The organism is Desulfobacterales bacterium (assembly GCA_034520365.1).
GTDB lineage: Bacteria > Desulfobacterota > Desulfobacteria > Desulfobacterales > Desulfosalsimonadaceae > M55B175.
This window is the reverse complement of record JAXHNP010000007.1, coordinates 513,985-535,447: the sequence shown is the minus strand read 5'-3', so window position 1 is coordinate 535,447 and position 21,463 is coordinate 513,985. Positions and strand designations below refer to the sequence as shown.

Below are 21,463 nucleotides of genomic sequence, written 5' to 3'. Positions count from 1 at the left end.
TGGTGGATAAAAAACCATTTGCCTACGCTGCATTCCAACAACTGCTGGACCGATAACCGCTGAAATTTACTCATTTTATTTTGTATGCCTGATAGGTATCAAACTATATCGCCATCAAATAAAATTGTCAATGAATTTAAAGCACTTCCCTTTACGGCCGGCCGGCGCAGACGCAATCCTGTCAATGGGGTCAGGGGCATCGCGCCGGCTACAGTCACCTAAATTGAGGAGACATAAAAAAACCGGCTGGAACCCTTTGCGCCTTCAGCCGGTTATTATTCAATAATCAGTGGAAAAATGATAGTTTATGCCGGATTAAAGACCGGTTTCGGCCAGCTGCTGGACCAACTCCTTTTGCTTATCGGTGAGGCGTTTGGGCATTTTAATGTTAATCACCACATAGAGATCACCGGCCTTGCCCCCCTTCATATGGGGGAGGCCATGGCCGGAAAGCCGCATTTTCTGCTTATGCTGTGTTCCCTTCGGAATGGTTAGGGATAATTGCTTGCCGTCCACCGTGGGAACAGATATTTTGCTTCCCAGAAGCGCCTCTGTGAGCTTGATTTCGCGATCAATATACAAATCATGGTCTTTTTGTTTATAAACCGGGTCATTGACCACCTTTGACCGGACGTACAAATCCCCTGCCGGTCCGCCATAGGGGCTGGGCTGGCCGCGGCCGGAGAACCGCAGTTTTTTTCCGGTAATCCAGCCCTTGGGAATTTTCACCGTCAACTGCTCAGTGCTGCCGGACGGCGACGTGAGCGAAATCGTCTTGGTGGCCCCGTGAAAAATATCCTGGATGGTAACCGGCAGCTCAGATTCGACATCCCCGCCTTTCATCCGGGCGGTTTCCTGCTGGCCGCCGCCGCCGAAACCGAAGATCGACTCCGGATCGAATGAAAACCGGCCGCCGCCCATACCGGCGGATTTTTTGCCGCGGCCGAAATTGGTAAAAAATGTTCCGCCGCCGAAGCCGAACTCCCGGAGAATGTCTTCGACATTGGAGCCCCGGAAAATATCTTCCTGGGAATATCGCTGCTGGAAATCCTCGGAGCCATAGGTGTCATACTGTTTTCGCTTTTCCTCGTCACTTAACACCGCATAGGCCTCGCTGATCTCCTTAAACTTCTCCTCACTGGCCTTGTCTCCGCCGGCATGATCCGGATGATACTTCCGGGCCAGCTTCCGGTATGCCTTTTTTATTTCATCCTGGCTCGCATTTTTGCTAACGCCAAGAATCTCGTAATAGTCTTTTTGGGCCATAGAGAACTACCCCTTTACAATCAAAATTTGCTATAAAATCAAGGAATTTAGTTATTTATAAGTTAATACCCATTTGCGAAATGTCAACCCGTGATGGACTCGTAAACAGTCGCTTCCGGGACGGCAAAGAAAAAAGTTCAAGTTCGCGGCACGCAAATCCCGAGGAATGCAGCGTACTGACTCGTAGGTGAAATTCCGAGGGATGCAGCGCAACAAAGATATTGGACTTTTTGCGAAGCCGTCAACCCGTGGCCCGGGATTTAAGCGCCACCATAAGGATGGAAATAGCCGCCGGCGTCATCCCGTCAATTCGCGATGCCTGGCCCAGGGACAAGGGCTTGATGCTTGAGAGTTTCTCGCGCAGCTCATTGGACAGGCCGTGAAGGGCCGCATAATTAAAATCCGGTGGAATTTTATGGTGCTCCAGGGACTGAAACTCCGCTATCGCCTTCAACTGTTTATTGATATAGCCCTCATACTTGGTCTCAATCTCCACCTGCCGGATCACTCGCGGGTCTGTGGGCGTCGGGCCGCCGCCAAACTGGCGGACGATGTCATAATCAATCTCACTTCGCTTGAGCAGCTGATCCAGACGCACCCCGTTATCAATCTCGGCTGAATTTTGACGCCTAAGATATTCATTCACCCCGGCAGAAGGTTTTATAACCGTTTTTTGGATGCGTCGGATCTCTTCCGCCACCTGTGCTTTGCGATCTTTTACTTCGGCCAGGGCGTCCTTGTCGATCAGGCCCAGGGCATGGCCGATCTCCATTAAGCGGAAATCCGCATTGTCCTCGCGCAGCATCAGCCGATACTCCGCCCTTGAGGTAAACATCCGGTAGGGCTCGGTTGTCCCCCGGGTCACCAGATCGTCAACCATGACACCCATATAGGCCTGGGACCGGTCCAGAACAAACGGCGGCCGCCCCTGCACCCGGCATGCGGCATTAATGCCCGCCCAAAGGCCCTGGCCGGCGGCCTCCTCATAGCCGGAGGTCCCGTTTATCTGGCCCGCAAGATAAAGCCCCGAAACCCGCTTGGTCTCCAGGGTGGGAAGCAGCTGTTCCGGGTTGACATAGTCATACTCAATGGCATAGCCCGGCCGCATGATTTCCGCCGATTCAAGGCCGTCCACGGACTGGACCAACTGGAGCTGGACCTCCATGGGCAGGCTGTTGCCAAGGCCGCTCACATAAATCTCCTCCGTATCCAGACCTTCGGGCTCGAAGATAAGCTGATGAGAGGTACGATCCGGAAATTTGACCACCTTGTCCTCAAAAGACGGGCAGTAGCGGGCGGATACCCCGCTGATCCGGCCGCTGTATAACGCTGAGTTTTTCAAGTTCTCTCCCGCAATACGGATGGTCCGCTCATCCGCATGCCCGATATAGCTGGGCAGCTGGGGCATGGCAAACCCTTCGGAGAAATAGGAGAACGGCTCGGCGGCTGCGTCTCCGTCTTGTCGCGTCATGCGGCTGAAATCAATGCTTGCCCGATGCAGCCGCGGGGGGGTGCCGGTTTTCATCCGGCCCAGGCTAAACCCGCAGGCCTTCAAATCCTCAGCCAGGCCGTATGCGGCAAATTCTCCGGCGCGGCCCGCCTGGAACGTATTTTCCCCGATATGCACCAGCCCGCTTAAAAATGTGCCGGTGGCCAGGATTATCGTCCGGGCCTCAAATCCATACCCGGTTTGATCCAAAACCCCGACAACGCAGCCGTTTTCAACAATCAGGCGCTCCACCAGCCCCTGTTTGACATCCAGGCCCGCGGTTTTTTCCAGCACGGATTTCATGGCCATATGGTAGCGGATCTTGTCGTTCTGAGTGCGGGAGGACTGAACCGCCGGGCCTTTTCGGGTATTTAACTTCCGGTAATGGATGGCGGTCTGATCGGTGATCCGGGCCATCTCACCGCCCAGGGCGTCGATTTCCTTGACCAGCTGACCCTTGGCCATACCGCCGATGGAAGGGCTGCAGGGCATGGCGGCGATTTTATCCAGATCAATCGCCATTAAAAGCACCCGGCATCCCATGCGGGCGCCGGCCAGGGCCGCCTCGCAGCCGGCATGGCCGGCGCCGACAACGATCACATCATATATTTTCGGATGAGTGCCCATTGCGTGTGTTCAAACTCCAATTGATTGCGGTTTAGTATCGCTTATGATATTGTTAAGCATATATAAAATAGGCATTTTTCAACTTTTTTCTATGATTCAAAGATATTATGATCTAGCCACCTACCTGCGGAAACGCTGCGGCTGCCGGGTGCAGAAAATCTCGATTGATGCGGGCATGTCATGCCCCAACCGGGACGGTACCCTTTCAAAAGACGGCTGTATTTTCTGCAACGCCGCCGGTTCCGGCACCGGCGCCCATGAAAAAGGGCTTTCAATCACCCAGCAGGTGCGAAACAGCAAACAGGCGCTTTCCAGGCGATACAAGGCCAAAAAATTTATCGCCTATTTTCAATCTTTTACAAACACCTATGCGCCGGTTGAAACGCTACGGCGCCTCTATGACGAGGCCCTGGCCGCAGACGACATGGTCGGCCTTTCCATCGGCACCCGGCCGGACTGCGTCAACGAGCCCACCCTGTCGCTTATTGAAGAATATACCAGAAATTATCTGGTTTGGATAGAATTAGGCCTGCAGTCCGCCCATGATGAAACGCTTGCTTTAATCAACCGGGGCCATGAGGTCAAGGCGTTTGAACAGGCGGTAACAGCCGCGCGCAACCGCGGAATAAACATTTGTGCCCATGTGATCCTGGGACTGCCCGATGAACCCCGGGAGAAAATGCTTGAGACCGCTGATTACCTGGCGGATCTGGGAATTGACGGGATAAAGCTCCACCTGCTCTATGTGGTGAAAGGCACCGCGCTTGAGCGGCTGTATTTAAACGGGGATTATCAATGCCTTTCCCAGGCGGAATATGTGGATATTGTCTGCGAGTTTCTGGCGCACCTGCCGGAGAACATGGTAATCCAGCGCCTTACCGGCGACCCCCATCCCAAAGAACTTGCGGCCCCGGAATGGGCGCTTCAAAAAGCCGATACCCTCAACCGGATTCGCCGGGCGCTGGCCGAGCGCAATCTCTACCAGGGCTGCAAACGCCACAAAAACGCCTGATGGGAGCATGTTTTTTTTCATTTAGCTATCCAGCGCCTCCCGAACTTTGGCGGCCAGGTCTTTAATGGCAAACGGCTTTTGTAAAAAATTGACGCCGGTATCGATTACTCCATGATGGGCAATTACGTCCACCGTATACCCGGACATATACACTACCCTGATCCCGGGGTATAAGCCGGATACCCGCTCAAACAATTGCTTTCCGTCCATTTCCGGCATGACCACGTCGGTAAGAAGAAGGTCTATCGACCCCTTGTGGCTTTCCAATAATTCTATTGCAACCTCACCGGTCTCCGCCGCCAAGACCTTATATCCCTTTTCTTCAAGCACGCTGCGCGATAAGTCCCTGACCTGATGGTTGTCTTCCACAAGCAATATGGTTTCCGCCCCTCCCCTGCCTAATAGCTTTGACTGGCTGCCCGCCTCCGTTTCCTCTAAACGATCCGCTGATTCCGGCAGATATACCCTGAAAGTCGTTCCCCTGCCGGGCTCGCTGTAGGCCCATATGTTGCCGCCGTGCTGTTTGACAATGCCGTAAACAGTAGCCAGGCCCAGCCCTGTGCCCTTGCCGAGCTCTTTTGTTGTATAAAACGGCTCGAAAATTGCCTCCAGGGTCTCCTCATCCATTCCATACCCTGTATCCATAACCGTCAGCCTGACATGGGGGCCCGGTGTAACATCCGGATGCTCTGCGGCGTAGCTTTGATCCAGCTCAACAACGGCGGTTTCAATGCTCATTTTCCCGCCGTCCGGCATGGCGTCCTGGGCATTAATGGCCAGATTCATAATAACCTGTTCCAGTTGACCGGGGTCGCCTTTTACAGGCGGCAGGGACGGGGCCAATTGTATATTTATGTCAACATTTTCCCGAATGGTGCGACGGAGGAATTTATCAAAATTTTTTAATAAATCGTTCAGATCAAGGCTTTTAAACTCAAGCATCTGCTTGCGGCCGAAAGCGAGCAGCTGCTGAACCAGGTCTCGTGCGCGCTCTCCCGCCTTAAGTATCTCCTTTAAATTTCCCCTCCAGGAATCCGCCGGCCCGCGGGCTTGCAGAAGCATCTCGCTGTAGCCGAGGATCGGAGAGAGCAGGTTATTTAAATCATGGGCCACGCCGCCGGCAAGGCGTCCGATTGATTCTAGTTTTTGGGCCTGATTAATCTGCTCCTCCAACCGGGCCCTTTCTTGCTCGGCCCTTTTTTTCTCGGTGATCTCCTGGCCAAAAACAGCCAGTGCTTCAACCATTCCGTCATCATCAAGGATCGGATAGGCCCGGATGTCCCATATTCTTCCGTCTGGGGTATGCTTTTCTGAAAACTGCGGCGCCTTCGTGTCCTTTGCCCTCTGAACGGCACAGAATGCGCATGGCGCATTCTCCTGACACCACATCTCCCTGCAGCTCAAGTCCACCAGTTCTTTCTCGCTTTTTCCAGCTGATTGACCGGCAGCCCGATTAGCCCAGATAACCCGCAGGTCAGGGCTGTAATAAATCACTTTTTCCGAGGTGGAATTCAGGATTAAATTTTTCTGCCTTTCGCTCTGCTGCAACGCCTTTTCAGCCCTTTTTTTCTCGGTAACATCTCTTGCAATGCCCCTGAACCCCACTGCCTGCCCTGCTTCATCCCTTACAAGAGAGACAGACGTGTCAATATTTGAAATTGCGCCGTCCTTTCTTATCAGCTCCCAGTCAAATGCCCTGTAAGGCTCACCCATGCGGTATACCCGATTGAACGTCTCAAAAACCTTTTTGGCGTTCGCCTTGTCCATAAACTTCCTGTTATTCATGCCCATCATCTCGTCTTCGGTAAAACCGAGCATTCTGCGCATGGCTTCGTTAAAAAAGGTAAAATTGCCGGCAAGATCAACTTCAAAGTATCCGTCTTCCATGCTCTCAAGAATGGTCCGGAACCTTTCTTCGCTTTTTCGAATCGCTTCCTCAGCCTTTTTCCGCTCCGTCAGATCCAGGCCGAGGCAGGTCACATCAATGACATCGCCCCGGGCATCCCTGGTGATCACGTTAGACCAGGAGACGTTTCTCAATTCTCCGTATTTGGTCACAATTTCGTTTTCATAGCTTGAAAACTCCTTTATATCACGATCCCTGATAACATTCTGGAACACGCCCCTGACCGCTTCCCTGATATATTCCGGGATAAAACAATCAAACCAGTTTTGCCCCATTACCTCCTGTTCGTCCCAGCCTGTAAGGCGCAAAAAATACTCATTGGCAAAGGAAATTTTTCCATCAGGGTTTATGGAGACACCGATCTGCGGTGTCTGAACAAGGATTTGCCGCCATTTGCTTTCAGCACGGATCAACGCCTCTTGCGCTTTTTTATGCTCGGTCACATCCTTTCCAACCCCAATAACGGCCTCACACCCCTTAAAATCTATTGGAGAAACAGTGAGCTCAAGAATTTTGCTTTTACCGTTAACTAAATATTCAGTCTCCACCGTGCCGCCTGTCTGCCATAAAGCCTGATGCTCTGATATCATCTGATCCTTGTTCTCAAAAGGCGAGAAATCGAATACGTTTTTTTTCAAAAGGATCTCTTTTGAAGTTTCAACAAATCGGAGAAACGCCGGATTCGCATCAAGGTATCGCCCCTGCTTGTCAATAATGGCTATCGGATTCAAATTTTTTTCAAACAGGGTCCGGTATCGATATTCACTTTCACGCAAACTCTCTTCGGCACGTTTACGCTCATCTATGTTTACCAGCATGCCCTGTATTCCGAGCAACTCCCCTTCCCGAAAGATCGGCGCGGCATTCGTCAACACCCATACCAGCGATCCATCCTTTTTGACGTATCGATACTCGGTGGCTATTTGCTCTCCATTCAGAATCTTCTGAAAATTCTCAAAACGACCCTCAATGTCATCTGGATAAACAAAATCGGTAAAAGACCGGCCGATGATTTCCTCAGGGGTATATCCGCCAATTTTTTCCACATTAGGAGAAACAAAGGTTACCTTTGCATTTTGATCCAGGGTATAAATGACTTCATTTAAATCCGCCATCAGCTGCAGGCACTTTGAATACCTCTCCTCCAAATCCGCTTCCCGACCCTTCAGCTCCCCGTTTTCCTTTTCCAGAGCCTTAATTTTTTTCAAGAAATCTTCATTAGCTGATTTTGAGGTCATTATGCCCTGCCTGAAAATTGTATTAAAATCAAAACTATGTTTATAAGTTTACCATATAACAAATAATGGGCGATTTTTAAAGGGCGGGGCTGAAGGCGGATTCAACACAACCTAAAATGCATAAGCGTCGAGAAAAGACAAAAGGGTATCAGGAGGGGCATCAGCAATCCGGAAAATAAAAAAGCCGAGCTTTAAAAACCCGGCCAAGTATTTGATATGGCGGAGAGAGAGGGATTCGAACCCTCGATGGAGGTTTCCCCCCATACTCGCTTAGCAGGCGAGCGCCTTCAGCCAGCTCGGCCATCTCTCCGCATGCATAATATGGCGGAGGGAGTAGGATTCGAACCCACGGAGCTTTCGCTCAACGGTTTTCAAGACCGCCGCCTTAAGCCACTCGGCCATCCCTCCGATTGTCAAAGCTGATATAACAAAAGGCGAAAATCCACGTCAATATTTTATTTTATCCGGTTTTGCCGTTTCTCAAATCAGCGGGAAAGGTTTTTCGGCCTCCGGTTTCACCCATTCCCGGTGATCGACAGAGATGTTGACATCTCCTGATTTTGCCTTATTATATCGATATTAAAGGATTTATGTGAATTTAAAATTAACAATCAATTCGCCGTATTGCAACCAATACGGCATATTTTTTGAAGGAGACCCCGGATGAAGCAGAAGTACTTAGTCACCAAAGACCCAAAAACGCAGCAGGTGACCATTCAGGAATTTGCGGAACTTGACAAAGACGTGTTTTCCCTGGTCTGCGAAGAAGCCTATGACGGCAACAAAATCAAGACTGCGGTATCCGAGGGAAAAGATGAACTGATCGAAACCCTGCGCACGCCGAATCTGTATCCGGTGGCCGAATATGCCGACAAAATTGCCGATTCCGTGATTGAGCTGTTCAACCAGGGGGATCAGGAATCCATTGAAATCGCATTCGATGACATTGATGCCCTTAAGAAGGAAAAAGCAGCCCGGTCAGCGGCGGAGGAAGATGAGTCTGTGGCCCTGGATGAGCTCTTAAATGATGATATAGACGACGAGGACGCCGAAGACTCGGATAGCGCGGAAGACAAAAAAGTTGACAGTGCCGATGATGAGGACAGCAGCGATGTCTCTGAAATCGAGGAGGGGTCGCTGGATTTGTTTGACAGTGAAGAAAGCGATGAGGATGATGACGAAGACAAAGACAGCACTAAATAACCCGAAACCCTGAGGATTTTGTCCATCAGGTGGCCAATAAAGGAGAATTCAAATGAATTTTGAGACAAAAGAGCAGGTTCTGGAACGAATCATTGACCAGGTAAAGCCGATCTGCCCCCACTGCGGGAAGGAAATGGAGGTCTGGGAAGTGCCGCCCGTGGCTTTCAGTGACGGACTGGGCTGGGATTCACCGTATATGTATGTCTGTTTTAATGATGAATGCCCCTTATATATCAACGGATGGCAAAATCTGTGGGAAAACTTTGCCCAGCGGGCATCCTACAGATGCATTAAAAGCCCCAATGACAAAAATTTTGAAGCCATGCCGGTTTTCAGCTCCATGGGCGGGCAGGGGCAGGTCATCGATGAACAGGTGATGGCGGAGCGGGAGGCCCTGAAAGAGAGCACCAAGAAAGGGTTTTCCATTCTGGCGGAATGCTATGTATCAAAAGATGAAGTCACTGTCATGCAAATGCTGATGGATGCGACGCAGCCGGCCCGGGTGCGGCTGAAGGCAGCTGAAATAGCGGCGGATGTGGGCGGTCTGGACGCCATTGAACTGATCACCAATCACAAATTCGGCAACCCCGTTCTGCAGGAGAAAGTGGATGAGACGGTGGATAAAATCCACCAGCGCCATTTCACCCGGGAATGCCCGTTCTGTGCCGAGATCATCAAAAAGCGGGCCAAGGTCTGCAAGCACTGCAGCAAGGAGGTGGCCGGCAAATAGGGATTAAGCCGGCTGCACCGCCCGGCTTCGGTCAATATCGTCAATAAATGATTGCGGTTTTTTGCTCTGAAACTTGACGTGAATGGAATAATCGTCAAAAATCATGGATTGGATCGCGATAATGGTCGTCTTTTCACTGACCGGGCGGGCGCCTCCCGAATTAAGCGGCAGATCGAAACTCACCAGAATCGGGCGGCCCAGAAGCAGGCGAAGGGTTTCTTCCTTGGAGCTTTTCACCACAAAAGAGAGGCCGCCGACGGAAATATCGGCAATTTCGCCTTTATAAGCTTTGCCCATAGGATTTCCGCTTTTATCAAGCAACTGCAAGGAGAGCCGGCCGGTCAATTCCAGGCGTTTGTCCGTACGGCGCTCCATCTTTTTGTTTTCCAGCTCCTGTTTGACCCTGTCTTTTTTTACGCAGTAGTCATAGAGTTTGGCCTCAAGCGCCGGCACATCGGCTTTCCATTGTTTCAATACACTGTTTTCCAGAAAGCTTGCCTTAACCCTTGTAAATGCATTCATGGTGACCGTGCAGACCGTGGCAGAAAAAAACGGGGACTGTCCGAGGAGCTCTCCGGAATAAAGGGTTTTAAACAACACCTCGGTATCCCCGCGGGTATAGAGCGCGTTGACTTCCCCGCTTAGGATAAAGTACAAACGGCTGTTTAACTGACCCTGCTCCATAATCGTCTCGCCGGACTCAAATGTCTTCGGTTTCATGGAATAATACAGGGCATTGGCTTCCGATGTGTTTAGCCGACTATATAAATCCGACCACAGCTCCAGATGCTCCGGGTCCAGCGTTTCACTTTTTTCCGCTTCAATGATATCGCTGGAGCGCACAATTTCAGTCAGTGCCATGGGATCGACTTCATACATTTTATTATGCAGGGCTTCGGCTTTTTCGAAATTCTTTTCCTTGGCATATTCGGTAATCAAATCATATAACAGCTTTATCGCGGAGGCTGTATCGTTTTGCGCCACATACTGATCCACCTTGGCTTCCTGCTGCGATCGCTCGCTTGACTGCATTCAAACCCTCCTGTTAAAAATCTGTTTGGCTGTCAACGGCCAATCATTTGCGGCTGATTTTGGCCAGGGCCTTTTCCGCCGCTGCCTTAACTTTTGGATCATAGGTCTTGAGCCCCAAAAAACTCCGGGCTTGAATTACCTTTTCAAGCACTGGTATGGCCCTGGCATCCCCCATCTGGCCCAAGGCTTCACAGATTTTGGCATTTATTGCCGCTGTGGCCTCTCTGGTTTGCCCCAGACTCCGGTTTTCCAATGACATTGTCAAATACGGCAGGGCTTCCCGATAATTCATAAGCCCCAAAACCGAAACGATTACACTCTTTACGCTGTCAGAGACGGCATCCAGTCGATTTAACAGAATCTTGCCGGCCCTTTCCCCGCCAAGATTCTGAATGGCCAGCACCGCTTCCCGCTGTATCCGGAAATCCGAGGCAGATAAAAAACTCTCCAGGAGCTCCAGGTGGCTTGCATCGCCGATACGCCCGAGCAGCAAAACCAGGTTGCGGATGTAATACCACGGGCCTTCCTGATAAAGGCGTTCCACCACGGATTGTACCGCCGGTTCGCCGATCCGGGAAATTACCTGGACGATCCGGTTACGCTCCTGCCGGTTATGGCTGTCCCGCAGCCGATCCAACAGGCGTTCAATGGTCGTGGTGCCCAGGATCACCAGGCTATAAATATCCGCCTCGCCATCCTTTTGGCCTTCCTTGACCTTTTCTTTTAATAACAGATCAAGTATATCGTCTGTAGCGATATTTTGCAACATATTCGCAGCCAGCGCCTGAATCGCCTGATCCCTGGATAAATTCCCGGATGCTAAAAACTGGTAAGCCTCCAGAATATGGGCGGCGTCTTCTGCCCGGTTTTCCCGGATCAGGGTTTCGGATATCTCCTGAAGCTCACGGCTCACGGTTTCAAATGCCGCGCTAATCTCGGCCTCTTGCTTGATCCATTCCGAAAGTTTTTTAGACCATTCGATTCGCTCCGCCAGCCGATCATTTGCCGCCAGCTGCTCATCCATATTGGCGATCATCTCCGCGGCGCCAGCTTTAACATCTGGGTGGCTGCTTTCAAGGCCCTGCATGAGCCGATCAAAAAGCGCGTTGATCGTTTCCGCCCGGCCGCCTGCGGCAAGCTTTTCAACCGCCTGGTTGATTCCGGCCATCAGCGTAAGCCGGGGCAGGACCTCGACATCGCCTTTTAAAAGCTGATTTAAAGCGGTTTTGACGTTTTCTTTGGCGGACTCGACCCCGGCTTCAGCGGCTGGCTGCGGGCCGGGCCTGGAAGCTTCTTCTGAGTCGGGACGGGGTTCTTTTTCAAGCGCCTCGCTATATTGGCTGTCTCCGGCATGATCCGCGGCCTTTAATTCCTGCAGTGCTTTTTTAAGGCTTTTTTCCGCATCTGCCGGTGCGGTTTGGATCATCTCCTCAACCCTTTCCATAAGCCGGTTAAATGTGTCCTGATCCAGGCTCCGGGCAATCTCTTCAAAAAATTGCTTGCCGAATATGGTATTTAAATTCTGGGTTAAGAGGGACTGGAGCACACTGTCATCCATTTCCGCCATGGCCTCGATAATGGCCTGGGAAATGTCCTGCCGATCCACCGGTGAGAAGGCCTCCAGCTCATCGATCATTTGGGAAAACCGCTCTGAAAGGTCGGATCGCATCTGCTCTTCGGATGCCACGGCCTGTTTGACACCACTCTGAAAGACCCGGGAGAGCCATTCAGGCTGCCTGGCCAGTTCGCGCAGGGTATCCATGGCCTCCTCGGAGACCGATTCCTCACCGAAAACTGCCCGGGCAATATCCTCATCCGAGATATCCATTTCAGAGAGGATGCTCTGGCCGGCACCCCGCTCCACATAAATCTTTTCATCGATCAGGATATGCTTGATCTGGCGCTGGGCGAGCAATTCTTTTAACTCACCGGCGATTTCCCGGTCCGCCGGCGGGTTACCGAGCAGCTGTACAAATTCATTAAGTTCCGTTCCGCTCACCCCCCGCTCAAAGCTTAAACTTCTGATTCCCATGGTTAACAGCATGGTCAAAAAGGATTGAATCTGTGGCTTTTTCTGCTCTTTTTCAGGCAGCGGCGCCCCCTGGATCAGGAGGTTTTTTTCGGATTCTGCATAAATAATGGCCGGCGTATCCGCCAGGAGGGCCTCCAGCGTGGCGTTTAAACGGTCAACGGAGCGGACGATCATGGCGCTTTGCGGCGGATAAAGGCGCACATTGGTAATTGCGCCGTTTAAATGATTGATTAGCTCAATCGCCTTATTTTGTATCTGCGCATCCGGCATAATGAATCAAAATTCGGAATAAATTTTAATCAATGACTTATAATTCCGTCGGTTAATCCCCTACAAAAAGCAATGCCAAAAGGATAAGGGGATTACAAGAGAAAGGTTTTAAAAATGAAGTTGGGGCTTGTCCAATGGATAGAAACCTTCGCCGGTCCATCGGCGCGGGTAGGGGTTATTTTTTCAAAAATCGCTGCACATTCATATTCATGCTGTCATAGGATTTAAATATTATTTTCTCCCGCTCCTGCCGGTCCTCGGCTATGGGCGCGGGTGCGTAAGTTTTTATAAATTCCCGGGCCGCTTCATAGGTCGGGATTTGATCGAGGCCCTCGGCGATTTTTTTCCGGCTGCCCGCATCATATATGATGGCGGTTTTCCCGTCCGAGACCACCGCATAGGGCACGGGCACGGATCCCATGACGCGCGCGGCCGCGAGGACCTCCTTTTCCCTGGACTCAAGGGAGCCGGCCGCACATTTAATCACCATAACCGGCTGATCTGAAACCATTACCACAAGATCCAGCTGGGTCTCATACGTCTCTCCGGCCACAGACAGAGATAGCGGCACGTCCACCCCGATGCTTGACAGGGGATAATTTAATTTTTCGTGCAGGTATCGCTCCACCGTCTGCCGATGCGTTTCCGCCCCGATATCCGGAATTTTTCGGCCGGTGGCATAATCGGTGATCATCTCATAGGGTTTTTGCACATCTGATATCATGGCACCCCTTTAATGGATTGTTTTCAGCTCTCAATCAGACTTTTGCCGGTCATTTTCTCAGGCTTTTCAATGCCTATGATCCCCAAAATGGTAGGCGCTACATCGCCCAGCACCCCGGGCCTAAGGCGGGTGCTCCGGAACCGGCTTTCCTCATTTGCCACCAGAATGAAGGGCACGGGATTTAAGGTGTGGGCGGTATACGGCTGGCCGTTTTCATCTTTCATCTTCTCTGAATTGCCGTGATCTGCCGTGACCAGTATCGTCGCGTCCTTCTCAAGGGCGGCGGTCACCACCTTTTCCACGCATTGATCCACCGTTTCACATGCCTTAACCGCTGCTTTCATAACACCGGTATGGCCCACCATATCCAAGTTGGCAAAATTTAGGACGATGAGATCATATTTTTCCATCTTTAGATAGGAAACCACCTGATCCGCCACCTCATAAGCGCTCATTTCCGGCTTTTCATCATAGGTGCCCACCTCCCGCGGGGACGGCACCAGGTGGCGGTCCTCATTGGCAAACGGGGTTTCCTCGCCGCCGTTAAAAAAATAGGTCACATGGGCGTATTTTTCCGTCTCCGCGATCCGCAGTTGTGTAAAGCCCTGATAGCTCAACACTTCGCCCAGGATCTGATCCAGATGAACCGGTGGAAATGCCACCGGCAGTGTAAAATTTTCATCATACTGGGCCATGCAGACATAATCGCAAAGATCCGGCCATACATTGCGGTCAAATTCCTTGAAATCCGCTTCGGTAAATGCCCGCGTGATCTGCCGCGCCCGATCGGGGCGGAAATTAAAAAAAAGGACCCCGTCGCCATCCCCCACCGCGGCCACCGGCGTGCCATCAGCCAGGGTGAGAGCAACGGGTTCGACGAACTCATCCGTCTCTCCGCGGCTGTAGGCATTTTTCACCGCCTCCACCGGATCGGTTTCAAAAATCCCGGCCGCCTCGGTATAAAGCCGATAGGCTTTTTCCGTCCGCTCCCAGCGGGTGTCCCGGTCCATGGCATAGAAGCGGCCGCAGATGGTGACGATTTGGGCATTGGATTTGTCTTTGATATGCTGTTGCAGCTGTTCCATATAGGTCACCCCGCTGTCCGGCGGGGTATCCCGGCCGTCTAAAATCGGGTGGATATAGACATGGGATAGGCCTTTTTCGGCCGCCATATCGATTAAGGCGAACAAGTGGTTCAGCTGGCTGTGCACCCCGCCGTCTGATAGCAGGCCCATGAGATGGAGCGCGGACTGATTGGCCGCGACCTTGTCCATGACCCCGTTTAACGCCTCATTCTCAAAAAACGAGCCGTCTTTGATGGCCATATCAATGCGCAAAAGCACCTGGTAGACCACCCGGCCGGCGCCCAGGTTTAAATGCCCCACCTCGGAATTTCCCATAATGCCCTCGGGCAGCCCCACAGCCTCGCCCGAACAGGCGAGCCGGGTTTGGGGATAGTTGGCCGCAAGCCGGTCCAGAAAGGGCGTGTTGGCCATGTACACGGCATTTCCTTCCCCCGGCGCATCAAGACCCCATCCATCGAGTATCATCAGCATGCACGTCATTTAGATTACTGCTCCATCGGCTTGATCATCGTCCGGCAATTGCTCAACAATCTCATCAATCGGAAGCGGCCGGGCATCCGCCCACAGGCTTTCCAGATCATAAAACTGCCGGACCGGTTCATAAAATACATGGATGACCACCTGGCCGTAATCCAGAAGCACCCAGTGGCCCTCCTTCATGCCTTCCACATAAAGCGGCCGGATGCCGTGCTCTTTTAAAAATCGACGGATATGGTCGGCAATCGCGGAGACCTGCCGGTTGGACCGGCCGGTACAGAGCATGAATACATCCGCCAGCGTGGTCAGCTCCCGAACATCCAAAAGCAGCAAATCCCTGGCTTTTCTTCCCATAGCGGCCTGAACATAGAGCTTTAATTGCCCGCCCAGGTCTTCATGTACCCTATCCATAGAGATCCTTTGCTATAATATATGCCTCCACTGTGTCTGTTACAAGATACTTGATTGATTGCCGGTTCCTCGAAAGTTCCCGGATTTTACTGGATGAAATGGCCAGAGGGGTGACCTCGAAGAACCAGATCGGCTGCTTGGTCTCATGGATAAGGCACAGCCTGTCCGCCCTGGGCTGATATCCCCCATCCACATGGTGCCTCGCGTGTTCGGCCATCGCGTCAAACTTTTTTAAGGGATCAATCCCGGCTTCAGGCGGCCGGGTTATGACGATAAAGGGAATTTCTTCAAACAGGGCTTCAAATGCTTTCCAGGTATTGATTTCAAAAAATTGATCCATGCCGATGATCAGGTAATAATCCGTATCTCCGGCTGAATCATGCTGAAAGGCCCTTACCGTATCAATGGTATAGGATCGGCCCTGGCGCCGGATTTCCACGTTGGAAAGGGAAAACCCCGGATTGGCGGCGATCGCTTTATCGATCATCGCCTGCCGGTCCCGGGCATCGGCCAGGCCCGCCGCATCCTTGTGCGGCGGCAGGGCCGCCGGAACGAAATAGACATAATCCAGTCCAAATCCATTTTTTACTTCCTCCGCCGCCCGGAGATGGCCCACATGGACAGGATTAAAGGTTCCGCCGAACAGGCCGGCCCGTTTCACCAGGGTCCCCATCAGGATCGCAGCTGCCCGCTGCCCCGGGCAACAAATTTGGTGGTGGTCAGCTCATCCACACCCATGGGCCCATAGGCATGAAGCTTGGAGGTGCTGATCCCCATTTCCGCGCCCAGGCCCAGCTGACCGCCGTCATTGAACCGGGTGGAGGCGTTTACCAAAACCAGAGAGGCATCCACTTCCCGGAGAAAACGTCTGGCCCGATTGTAATCCGAAGTGACGATCGCCTCCGTGTGGTTGGAGCCGTATGCAGCGATATGGGCCATGGCCGCGTCCATGTCATCCACCACCCGGACCGCCAGGATCAGGTCCAGAAACTCCGCATACCAGTCCGCTTCTTCGGCGGATTTGGCCTGATCAACCAGCTCACAGGTCTTGGGGCAGCCCCGGATTTCCACGCCGGCTTGCGCAAACCGCCCCGCCATTTTGGGGAGAAAATCCGGTGCAGCGGCCTGGTGAACCAAAAGGGTTTCCATGGCATTACAGACCCCGGGCCGCTGGACCTTGGCATTAAAACAGATTTCCTCGGCCATTGAAAGGTCCGCGGATTTGTCCACATACACGTGGCAGACCCCTTTATAATGTTTTAGTACCGGGATCTTTGAATTTTCCACCACAAACCGGATCAACCCCTCCCCGCCCCGGGGGATAATGAGATCGACACATGCCTCCTGTTGAAGCAGTATATTGACTGCCTCCCGGTCCCGGACCGGTACGATCTGAACGGAATTTTCCGGGAGCCCGACATCGGATAGGGCCGTGGCGATGGTCCGGGCCAGGGCCTGGTTGGAATGTATGGCCTCGGAGCCGCCCCGCAGAATCACCGCATTACCGGCTTTGAGACATAGTCCGGCGGCATCAACGGTTACATTGGGCCGGGATTCGTAGATAATACCGATTACGCCCAGCGGAATCCGCATGCGGCAGACCTCCAGGCCGTTCGGCCGTATCCAGGTCTCACTCGTGGTACCCACGGGGTCGGTTAGCTTCACCACATCGCGCAAGCCCATGGCCATATCCGAAACGGTCGCATCCGTCACCGTCAGGCGGTCGATCATGGCCGCGGACAGCCCGTTTTCCCTGGCTGCGGCCACATCTTTGGCGTTCTCCGCCTTGATACGTTCCGCATCGGCTTCCAATTGGTCAGCAATCTTTAAGAGCGCGGCATTTTTTTTATCCGCTGGGCACCGGGCAAGCTCCCCGGCGGCCGCTTTTGCCGATGCAGCCATTTCCACTATCGTCGCTTCTACTGACATTTACCTCTCCCTTGGCCTTTTATATATGACACTGATCCAGCACAGTCAGGTTGTCCCGATGGATGACCTCGTCATAGGGGTTGTGGCCGAGCCGCGCCTTGATCTGCGAGGTATTTAACCCTTTGATTTTTTTAATATCCCCGGCGCTGTAGTTGACCAGGCCAACGGCCAGCCGTTGGTCGTCCCGACCGGTTAATTCCACCGGCGCCCCCACGCCGAAATCCCCGACAACATCGATGATCCCGCCGGCCAAAAGGCTCTTGCCTTTTTCCCGGATAGCCAGCACCGCTCCGTCGTCAATTTTTATCGCCCCTTTGGGCTTGACCGTAAAGCCGATCCAGCATTTGCGATTGGAGAGCTTACCCTTGGCCGGCACAAAAAACGTACCCCGGGCCGGGTCGCTGAAGAGGCTTTCCAGAACATCCGGCCGCCGGCCGTTGGCAATCACCATGGGAACACCGGCCGTCGTGACCTTCCGGGCGGCCTGGATTTTGGTCATCATGCCCCCGGTGCCCAGGGCGCCGGGGATATCGCCGGCGATTTTTTCAATGGATTTGTTAATGGCGGTGACCTCGCTGATCAACTCCGCATCCGGCCGGGTTCGCGGATCCGCGGTGAACAGGCCGTCAATATCGGTCAGATTAATCAGCATGTCCGCATTCATCATCAGGGTAATCAGCGCGGACAGATTGTCATTATCGCCGAACTTAATCTCCTCGACCACCACGGTGTCATTTTCATTGACAATCGGCAGCACCTGCCAGGAAAGCAGCGTGTACAGGGTGTTCCGGGCATTTAGATAGCGGCGGCGGCTTCCGCTTAAGTCATCGCTGGTCAAAAGCACCTGGGCCACTTTTCGGTTATACCTGGAAAACGCGTTGTCATAGGCCAGTATCAACCCGGCCTGACCCACGGCGGCAATGGCCTGGCGTTTGGGAATCTCATCCGGCCGGCGGGAAAGTCCGATCTTTTTCTGGCCCGCGGCCATGGCGCCGGAGGAGACCAGGATTACCTCAATGCCTTTTTGGATCAATCCGTTGATTTGATCGGACAGGGCGGCGATCACCGAAAGCTCCAGGCCCTCCGGTCCGGTCAGCACATTGCTGCCCACCTTGACCACAACCCGCCGGGCTGTTTGGAAATACGCGGATCGGCTATTGCTTTTCTGCATGCGCATTGATGAATTCGTTTAAGTGATCAATTAATGCAGACACATTGTAACCGGTGTAAGCCGAAATGTACATAAGCCGGGAGCCGGAAAAGGCCGCCTGAAATCGGTCGGCATTATCCTGTGCCTTTGGCAGATCCATTTTATTTAATACCACACATTGGGGCTTATCCAAAAGCCCCGGCTGATACCCGTCAAGCTCGCGGTTGATGGCGTTGTATGCATGCAGCGGATCAGCGGGGTCTATGGCCGCCGCGTCGATTAAATGCAAAAGCACCCGGGTACGTTCCACGTGCTTTAAGAATTTATCGCCCAGTCCGGCGCCGTGGTGGGCGCCTTCGATCAATCCGGGAATATCGGCAACAGCAAAGGGTTCCCCGCTTTTTGGGGTCACAACGCCCAGAGCAGGGGTAAGGGTGGTGAACGGGTAATCGGCGATCTTGGGCTGGGCCGAAGAAATTCGACTAATCAAGGTTGATTTGCCCGCATTGGGATAGCCGATAATACCGATATCGGCCAGGAGCTTTAATTCTAGTTGAAGGGAATGGGTCTCTCCGGCAAGGCCGGGTTGGGCATGGCGCGGAGCCCGGTTGGTGGAACTGACAAAGCGCCGGTTGCCCCGACCCCCGACTCCGCCTTTTGCGAGCACTAAGGATTCGCCCGCTTGGGTAAAATCCTTGATCAAATCGCCGGTTTGCGCATCCCGGACAATGGTTCCCGGCGGAACTTCGATGATGACATTTTCCCCGTTTTTGCCGGTCTTCTGTTTGCCCTGCCCCGGGCTGCCGTTGGCTGCTTTGAAGTGTTTTTTATAACGAAATTGATATAGGGTTCGCCGGCGCGCCGAGGTTTGGATAATGATATCCCCCCCTTTGCCGCCGTCGCCGCCGTCCGGGCCGCCCTTGGGAACATACTTTTCCCGCCTGAAGCTTACACAGCCCGGGCCGCCGTTTCCGGCGCTGACACGAATTACGGCTTCATCAATGAATTTCACACGGCGTAGACGCTCACCCGCTTTTTGGACCGGCCCATGCGTTCATAGGAAACCCGGCCGTCGATCTTTGAAAACAGGGTATAATCCTTTCCCATCCCGACATTCTGGCCCGGGTGAATTTTGGTGCCCACCTGACGCACGAGCACGTTGCCGGCCCTGACACTCTGGCCGCCATAGCGCTTGACCCCGCGATGCTGGGCGTTGCTGTCCCGACCGTTCTTTGAACTGCCGCCTGCTTTTTTATGTGACATGGTTGTACTCCTTATTGACCGATACTGTCGATTTGAACCGCGGTAAACGGCTGTCGATGGCCCTGCTTGCGGCGATACCGTTTCCGCCGCTTATATTTGAACACCAGGACCTTTTTTCCTTTTCCCTGCTCCACAATCCGGGCATTGACTGAGGCGTTCGGCACTGTGGGCTCACCGATGTTTAATTCATTGCCGTCTGACAAAAGAAGTACTTTGTCAAACGCCAGTGACTCACCCACGTTGCCCGGCATTTTCTCAATGCGGAGAACGTCGCCCTCTTTCACCCGGTATTGTTTGCCGCCTGTGGCAATCACCGCATACATAATATCGTATCCTCCAATCAAAATTATCTTTTATATTATAAACTGGAAAAGTATAAAGTAAACTTTTATTTTGTCAATAAAAAAAGGGTTCATCCCAAAGAATGAACCCTTTAACTATGTTTCGAAGCTTTCTTACTCGCCGGTTTCCTGCTTAACCCCCACAACAACCTTGTAGAGAATCGTGAGGATAAGAAATCCGGTGGCATAGATCGCAATGGTGATCATGATTTCCGGCACCGTGGGCACATATTCGCGGACATGGTGAAGCGGATTGGGAATAAATCCGCCGGAAATCATCCCCAGCCCCTTATCAATCCAGATGCCCACGAATATGGCCACACAGGCCACTCCCAGGACCGCCTCATTTTTTCGGGCCGCAGGGATTACCAGCAATATGATGGCCGTAATCATCAGAAATATCGAGGTCCACATCCAGGGCACCAGCACGCCATGGCCCTCGAGGCCGAAGAACAGGTACTGAAGATGGGCGGTGTGTTCCGGAATCTGACTGTATACGGCAACAAAGACTTCACAGAGAAAGAAGAAGATGTTGGCAATGGCGCCGTAGGTGACGATTTTGGCCAGGGTCTGAATCTGCTCGCGCCCCACATCGTAGTTGGCAAACTTTCGAACGATAAAAGCCAGCAGAATAAGAAATGCCGGACCCGCGGCAAACGCGGAGGCCAAAAAGCGGGGGGCCAGTACGGCCGTCAGCCAGAAGCCCCGGCCGGGCAGACCGCAGTAAAGAAATGCGGTGACCGTATGGATACTGATGGCCCAGGGAATTGACAAGTAGATAAGCGGTTTGACCCATTGGGGGGGCGGCACATCATTTCGTTCCGCATCCAGCACGTTCCAGCCGATCACAATATTTAAAAGCAGATACCCGTTCAAGACGATCATGTCCCAGAAGAGCATGGAATAGGGCGTGGGATGGATCAAGACATTGAACAGCCGCATGGGCTGCCCGAGATCGGCAATAATAAACAGCAGACACATGATCACCGAGGAGACGGCCAGAAACTCGCCCAGCACCGTGATCTTGCCGAATTTCTTGTAATCATGCAGGTAATAGGGAATCACCAGCATCACGGCCGAGGCTGCCACCCCGACCAGAAATGTAAACTGGGCGATATAGAACCCCCAGGATACATCGCGGCTCATGCCGGTAATGCCCAGCCCGAAGTTGAGCTGGCGCAGATACACCCCGAAGCCAACCCCGATGACCGCAAGCAGGGCCAGCAGCCACACCCAATAGCCTTTACTTCCTCTTAGCGCCTTTTCAAGCATAATCTA

Annotated in this window: 18 protein-coding genes and 2 tRNA genes; 3 read left to right on the top strand and 17 right to left on the bottom strand. The window is 52.7% G+C overall.

The annotated features are described in order from the left end of the window. Positions 1-315: 315 nt before the first annotated feature. Both U5L07_16580 and mnmG read right to left on the bottom strand, forming a co-directional pair. Positions 316-1,266, bottom strand: coding sequence for a J domain-containing protein (locus U5L07_16580; protein MDZ7833363.1), 951 nt, complete (start codon positions 1,264-1,266; stop codon positions 316-318). A gap of 241 nt (positions 1,267-1,507) precedes the next feature. Continuing rightward, positions 1,508-3,382: a tRNA uridine-5-carboxymethylaminomethyl(34) synthesis enzyme MnmG gene (mnmG, locus tag U5L07_16575; protein ID MDZ7833362.1), complete on the bottom strand. Its 1,875-nt coding sequence runs from the start codon at positions 3,380-3,382 to the stop codon at positions 1,508-1,510. 91 nt (positions 3,383-3,473) lie between these two features. On the opposite strand from mnmG, the gene U5L07_16570 reads away from it, so the two are divergent. Then, positions 3,474-4,394: a TIGR01212 family radical SAM protein gene (locus U5L07_16570; GenBank protein ID MDZ7833361.1), complete on the top strand. Its 921-nt coding sequence runs from the start codon at positions 3,474-3,476 to the stop codon at positions 4,392-4,394. Positions 4,395-4,415: 21 nt separating this feature from the next. On the opposite strand, the gene U5L07_16565 is transcribed toward U5L07_16570, so the two are convergent. The 3 genes from U5L07_16565 to U5L07_16555 all read right to left on the bottom strand — a co-directional run bounded on the left by U5L07_16565 (position 4,416) and on the right by U5L07_16555 (position 7,946). Then, positions 4,416-7,508 (bottom strand): PAS domain S-box protein, encoded by a 3,093-nt coding sequence (locus U5L07_16565; GenBank protein ID MDZ7833360.1) that lies wholly within the window; start codon positions 7,506-7,508, stop codon positions 4,416-4,418. Positions 7,509-7,755: 247 nt separating this feature from the next. After that, positions 7,756-7,848, bottom strand: a tRNA-Ser gene (locus U5L07_16560). 12 nt (positions 7,849-7,860) lie between these two features. Then, positions 7,861-7,946: transfer RNA gene (locus U5L07_16555), tRNA-Ser, on the bottom strand. Between the two features lie 255 nt (positions 7,947-8,201). On the opposite strand from U5L07_16555, the gene U5L07_16550 reads away from it, so the two are divergent. After that, a complete protein-coding gene (locus tag U5L07_16550; GenBank protein ID MDZ7833359.1) occupies positions 8,202-8,741 on the top strand; it encodes a hypothetical protein in 540 nt (179 codons plus the stop codon). Positions 8,742-8,793: 52 nt separating this feature from the next. After that, the gene (locus tag U5L07_16545) at positions 8,794-9,471 is read left to right on the top strand and encodes a zinc ribbon domain-containing protein (protein ID MDZ7833358.1); all 678 of its coding nucleotides are present in this window, start codon (positions 8,794-8,796) and stop codon (positions 9,469-9,471) included. A 3-nt stretch (positions 9,472-9,474) separates the two neighbouring features. On the opposite strand, the gene U5L07_16540 is transcribed toward U5L07_16545, so the two are convergent. From U5L07_16540 to nrfD, 12 genes are all read right to left on the bottom strand, one after another. Continuing rightward, positions 9,475-10,503 (bottom strand): cyclic nucleotide-binding domain-containing protein, encoded by a 1,029-nt coding sequence (locus U5L07_16540; GenBank protein ID MDZ7833357.1) that lies wholly within the window; start codon positions 10,501-10,503, stop codon positions 9,475-9,477. A gap of 43 nt (positions 10,504-10,546) precedes the next feature. Continuing rightward, on the bottom strand, positions 10,547-12,805 hold the full coding sequence (locus U5L07_16535; GenBank protein ID MDZ7833356.1) for a HEAT repeat domain-containing protein: 2,259 nt from the start codon (positions 12,803-12,805) through the stop codon (positions 10,547-10,549). Between the two features lie 175 nt (positions 12,806-12,980). Further along, a complete protein-coding gene (locus U5L07_16530) occupies positions 12,981-13,529 on the bottom strand; it encodes a type I restriction enzyme HsdR N-terminal domain-containing protein (GenBank protein ID MDZ7833355.1) in 549 nt (182 codons plus the stop codon). Positions 13,530-13,552: 23 nt separating this feature from the next. Continuing rightward, the gene (gene gpmI / locus U5L07_16525; GenBank protein ID MDZ7833354.1) at positions 13,553-15,094 is read right to left on the bottom strand and encodes a 2,3-bisphosphoglycerate-independent phosphoglycerate mutase; all 1,542 of its coding nucleotides are present in this window, start codon (positions 15,092-15,094) and stop codon (positions 13,553-13,555) included. After that, complete coding sequence (gene rsfS, locus U5L07_16520; GenBank protein ID MDZ7833353.1) at positions 15,095-15,502, bottom strand: ribosome silencing factor; 408 nt, start codon at positions 15,500-15,502, stop codon at positions 15,095-15,097. Then, the gene (gene nadD / locus U5L07_16515; protein MDZ7833352.1) at positions 15,495-16,175 is read right to left on the bottom strand and encodes a nicotinate-nucleotide adenylyltransferase; all 681 of its coding nucleotides are present in this window, start codon (positions 16,173-16,175) and stop codon (positions 15,495-15,497) included. The genes rsfS and nadD overlap by 8 nt, the downstream gene beginning before the upstream one ends. Next, complete coding sequence (locus U5L07_16510; GenBank protein ID MDZ7833351.1) at positions 16,175-17,431, bottom strand: glutamate-5-semialdehyde dehydrogenase; 1,257 nt, start codon at positions 17,429-17,431, stop codon at positions 16,175-16,177. Before U5L07_16510 ends, nadD begins: the two co-directional genes overlap by 1 nt. Positions 17,432-17,450: 19 nt before the next feature. After that, positions 17,451-18,602 carry a glutamate 5-kinase gene (gene proB / locus U5L07_16505; GenBank protein MDZ7833350.1) on the bottom strand — a complete coding sequence of 384 codons (1,152 nt, stop codon included), beginning with the start codon at positions 18,600-18,602 and terminating at the stop codon, positions 17,451-17,453. Continuing rightward, positions 18,586-19,593: a GTPase ObgE gene (obgE, locus tag U5L07_16500; protein MDZ7833349.1), complete on the bottom strand. Its 1,008-nt coding sequence runs from the start codon at positions 19,591-19,593 to the stop codon at positions 18,586-18,588. Before obgE ends, proB begins: the two co-directional genes overlap by 17 nt. Continuing rightward, the gene (rpmA, locus tag U5L07_16495; GenBank protein ID MDZ7833348.1) at positions 19,590-19,844 is read right to left on the bottom strand and encodes a 50S ribosomal protein L27; all 255 of its coding nucleotides are present in this window, start codon (positions 19,842-19,844) and stop codon (positions 19,590-19,592) included. The genes obgE and rpmA overlap by 4 nt, the downstream gene beginning before the upstream one ends. 11 nt (positions 19,845-19,855) lie before the next feature. Beyond that, a complete protein-coding gene (gene rplU, locus U5L07_16490; GenBank protein MDZ7833347.1) occupies positions 19,856-20,167 on the bottom strand; it encodes a 50S ribosomal protein L21 in 312 nt (103 codons plus the stop codon). 132 nt (positions 20,168-20,299) lie between these two features. After that, positions 20,300-21,457 (bottom strand): NrfD/PsrC family molybdoenzyme membrane anchor subunit, encoded by a 1,158-nt coding sequence (gene nrfD, locus U5L07_16485; protein MDZ7833346.1) that lies wholly within the window; start codon positions 21,455-21,457, stop codon positions 20,300-20,302. Positions 21,458-21,463 lie beyond the last annotated feature (6 nt).